Here is an 807-nt window from a genome sequence, read left to right as displayed (position 1 = left end):
AGAACGTGTTTGGATACTTTGACATTCGATTTGATTTTAGTTAAATTAGATCAAAAACAGGAGTTTTTAATCCATGAAAAGCTTTGCACACCATTATAGTAGCGACATCTCTCGTGAACAATTTGAACTAATCCGGACAGATCTAGAAGGCATACGTAAGCGGACTAAGCCAAGAAAGGTTGATTTATATGATATCTTTTGCGCCCTGCTTTATACCTTGAAAAATGGGTGCGTTTGGCGCGATTTACCCAGCGATTTTCCTAAATGGGAAACCGTCTATTATTACTGGTTACTTTGGACTAAAACGCCATCTCCTGCTGGTATCACTCCTCTGGATAAGGTTTTAAAAAAATTGTCAGCCAACATCGGTTGGCTCAGAAGCGTTCAGTTTATACATCGTTCATCATTCTAGATGCTCAAAGTGTCAAGAATACCGATCCTGCTGAAAGTAGTGGCTACGATGGTGGTAAAAAGGTGAGTGGGATTAAGCGCCATCTTGCTGTAGATATCAATGGGCTGCCGATGGCAGTCCATGTGACAACCGCCAATGTTTCTGAGCGTGATGGCGCCAATGCGCTACTGGCGTTAAACAAATCACAGTTTGACCTGGTTCAACGAGTAATGGCCGATGGTGGTTATACTGGTAACAACTTTGCTCAATCAGTTCAGGCAATGATTAACGCTGAAGTCATTATTGCTAAACAGAGTGACCTTAGGCACGGTCAAGTGACCCCGCAACGCTGGGTTATCGAACGCAGTTTTAGCTGGCTAGGAAAATATCGGCGCCTCTGGCGCAATTGTGAGCGA

The 807-nt window shown here is 43.5% G+C and carries 2 protein-coding genes; both read left to right on the top strand.

Going from position 1 to position 807, the window contains the following annotated elements:
- Window positions 1-73 precede the first annotated feature (73 nt).
- Entirely contained in the window at window positions 74-412 is a 339-nt protein-coding gene (locus FFM82_RS13440; RefSeq protein WP_011031953.1) for an IS5 family transposase, read from the top strand.
- Window positions 370-807: IS5 family transposase (locus FFM82_RS13435; RefSeq protein ID WP_170178315.1), on the top strand; the 438-nt coding region annotated here is incomplete at its 3' end. The genes FFM82_RS13440 and FFM82_RS13435, both read left to right, overlap by 43 nt.

Origin of the sequence: Lactiplantibacillus plajomi (genome assembly GCF_005405405.1) — a bacterium.
Classification (GTDB): Bacteria; Bacillota; Bacilli; order Lactobacillales; family Lactobacillaceae; genus Lactiplantibacillus; species Lactiplantibacillus plajomi.
The sequence above is the reverse complement of the archived record's forward strand: the minus strand, read 5'-3'. Positions and strand labels throughout refer to the sequence as shown.